Below are 3136 nucleotides of genomic sequence, written 5' to 3'. Positions count from 1 at the left end.
GCTCTAAGACATTCGCGCACTGCATTGGACGACCTGCCTATGCTGTGGAACAGAAACTACCTACGAAGGAAGCAGCCCGACGTCCTTCCAAAGCCGCTTGGGGTACAGATGTAGGGTGCACGCCCAAGATAGCTGTTGCTCGCCAGTTTCGTGAGCAGAATTCGTTTACTTACCTTGTCGGGCGGAGTCTTCCTTTTATCGATCGATATATTGGGATAGCCAGACTCCGTCGATACCGGCGATGTCGCGGCCGTGGTGTCAGGCAGAACTGCGCAACCAGAAGGCAACGCTGCGATCGTTACAGCAGCAAGCGCCGTTCTTAGAAAATATAAACTTAACACTCTATTTTTATATTTATTTTTATTGAAATCAAAATCATCGATTCTTGACCGTACCGAGAATGATATTGTCATGGTGAGGCAATTCTCCACAAGTTTCTCTATTCTCAGTACGCCATAGATATTTCGGCGCGTTTAATGAGGCTTGGAAAATACGAAGGATATTCGTAAGGAGAAGGTACGTTCACTCTGGAGAGTGGAATGGCCCTTGTGGAAAATGCATCCGTCATTCACGCCAGTTGCCGAACGATACATCGTCGGCAGTCCGCTCATAGGATGGACCGGAACGACCACAGACCACCGATGACATGATGAACCTGCGACATTGTCGATAGTTGAGCGGCTCTTTCGATGTTTCAGGAAGTCGCGGGTCATATCCGCGCGTCGACACGTTTCATCTGTTCATCGACTTCGTCGGGAAATGGATCGCTCATTCGCGCTCGCGAGGGCAACTATGTCGTGTCATCTGACTCTCACATTAAGTGCCAAACTCCAAGCCAGATTATCAAATTGAGATGCTAATCTCAAATTAAGTGCGCAACTATCCCACTGAAATATTGAGGAGGCATTCTCATGGTGCCGTCGCCATAACGAGATATGAAGTGTGTGGCGTCAGGCACGACCAAAGCTAGACCTGCAAATGGCATTGGGCGATCGGCAGACACAGGAATCCTGCGTAGTTTCTCGATGTAACACTTTCAGATATCACGAACGCAGGCCTCTAAAGATGTCCGGTAAACAGTCGTACCCGGGCGCAATCAACGTCGCGACCATTGGTGTGCGGCCGGCCAGGTGATTGTGGGAGCCGAACACCGGGCCAAAGCTCAGATCCTTGGACTCCGGTCGGTTTAGATTCCATCCAACTAGAAGCCCAGCACACGAGGCTGGCGCGCGTGGAATTGCCGTGGCTAAAGCGCAGGTCTACGAGCGGTTCCGGGGCCAGTTCAACCAGCGGCAGGAGAAGGCCGTCGCTCGCATGTTCCGCGAGGGTATTGATGGCTTCCAGGGTGGCCTGAGCGCCGAGAACTACATCCGCATCACCAAGGCCTCGCGCGCGACGGCAACCAGGGATTTGAACGGCCTCGTTGCCAAGGGCGTCCTAACGAAGACCGGCGAGCGGCGGCATACCAGAAGCGCGTCGCGACCGAACGGATCATGCGACGCGCTTTAGGTTATTGCTTTTATGCATTTCGTTGTCCCAAAACCGCTGCGCACTTTCGGGCGACATGCACTAATGCGCGGTTCCCGCGACCTTTTGCCGACGAGACCTGACCGCCTCCAGCAGTTCGCGCTCGCTGGTGTGAGCATTTCGAAAAATGGCCACAACCATCACCGCCAAAATTTCGGTGTCCGGGACCAAAGGGTCGAGCTGCTCATCCGCGCAGACCTGATTGAACACGCGTTCGCAAATATCCAGATCGTGAGGGCTGAGGCACGTGCGATTGAAACGCCGACGCAGCATCTGTGCGAACCTTTCAGGGCCCGCTGCACGTCCTTTGCGGCGGGCTTTTTGCTGATGAACCACTGAGCGCTGGAATGCTTAATTGATAATATCGTCTAGAGTGTATTGTAATAAGGTTACTCTTTACCTGATGATGGCACTGTCAAGAGTCCCAAAATTTGCGCGCACTCGCGAGATTTATACTGTCCAGAGATCCTCAACCGGTGGTAATCTTCCCGTTTGTGTTCCGGGATATGAAAGCCACGCCGAAATTCTGCCGCCTCCTTCGGAGTTCGAGTGCAGCCGAGTTTACTGGCGCTGACTCTTAAACTCGCGAGGGAGCATCCGATCTTGGTCGCGATATCTTTCAACGGTTCGTTATTAACGTATCCATCAAGAATTATCTTGCGACGGGCTTCGCTTTTGAGCTTTGCGTTCATTTCGGGGGTCTCCTCAACTACGCTTTCACAATGCGCGATTCTATACGCACCAAGTTGAAGATTGTCGTTAGCTTCGCATCCAGAAACTTTTCTCGGGATGCATTTCTTACTGTAGTTCAGCGTGATCACCGCTTTAGGCGACTCGAGTTCCGCCATCGTTGGCAGAGATTGCGGCTGCCTGTTCACCGAACGGCTTGATTCGACTGGACAGTCCATATCAGTCTCAAAGTCTCGCCAGATGCCTGAGGTGCACCACGTGATTGAGAGGGCATGGACATACCGGAATTGGATATGGCACCACGCGTTTGTGGCCTTGGGCGGCCTGGTTTGCGACGCCGGTTGCCTGACACCATCGCAGAATTGCCATCGAGGTCAGCTCGGTGCCGTTGTCGGAGAAGATTGTGCTCAGTCGACCGCGCCAGCGGATGATGTCATCCAGCTCACGAGCTAGCCTGAGAGCGAGGTGTCGGCGACGAGCGCGAGGCACTCCCGCGTATAGTCGTCAACGACGGCGAGCATTCGGAAGCGCCGGCCGTCAAGTCGCCACGATCAACGAATGTCGGTATCGGTGGTTGCATGTCCGTGATTTGAACCTGCGGCGGCCAGGGCTGAGGGGGCGTTAGCGGCTGCCGTCCGTAGTCTCGGTGCGTCGAAAAACGGGCAAGGGTGATTGGGAACACCGATAACCTGCCTCAATTTGGGCATCGTAGCGCCCCGCTTCGCAGCGGATTTAAGCCATTTCGTCCTTAGGGTCGGCGTGCCCGACGACTGAAGGCCCACGAAATTCGCCGTACTTAATTCGCAAAAAAGTACGGTGGCGATGTAACCGGGGCAAAACCGGTGGCGGACGCGGCGTTATGACTCGGGTGTATCGGGTTAGAGAGGGTGGCGGTTTGGCGGGCGGCGTGATTCTGTCA

General features: G+C 54.1%; 2 protein-coding genes and 2 pseudogenes. 2 read left to right on the top strand and 2 right to left on the bottom strand.

Going from position 1 to position 3136, the window contains the following annotated elements; genetic code table 11:
• Positions 1-1201: 1201 nt before the first annotated feature.
• Positions 1202-1509 (top strand): annotated as a pseudogene (locus IQ26_RS38755) (DUF4172 domain-containing protein); the annotation flags it as partial.
• A 63-nt stretch (positions 1510-1572) separates the two neighbouring features.
• Positions 1573-1866, top strand: a complete 294-nt coding sequence (locus IQ26_RS40185; RefSeq protein WP_208760315.1) for a hypothetical protein — start codon at positions 1573-1575, stop codon at positions 1864-1866.
• Positions 1867-1916: 50 nt separating this feature from the next.
• On the opposite strand, the gene IQ26_RS38745 is transcribed toward IQ26_RS40185, so the two are convergent.
• Both IQ26_RS38745 and IQ26_RS38740 read right to left on the bottom strand, forming a co-directional pair.
• The gene (locus IQ26_RS38745) at positions 1917-2219 is read right to left on the bottom strand and encodes a hypothetical protein (RefSeq protein WP_145723560.1); all 303 of its coding nucleotides are present in this window, start codon (positions 2217-2219) and stop codon (positions 1917-1919) included.
• 331 nt (positions 2220-2550) lie between these two features.
• Positions 2551-2756, bottom strand: a pseudogene (locus IQ26_RS38740) (DDE-type integrase/transposase/recombinase); the annotation flags it as partial.
• Positions 2757-3136: the final 380 nt, after the last annotated feature.

It is taken from the genome of Mesorhizobium tianshanense, assembly GCF_007830515.1.
In the GTDB taxonomy this organism is placed as follows: domain Bacteria; phylum Pseudomonadota; class Alphaproteobacteria; order Rhizobiales; family Rhizobiaceae; genus Mesorhizobium; species Mesorhizobium tianshanense.
This window is presented reverse-complemented; position numbering and strand designations above follow the sequence as displayed.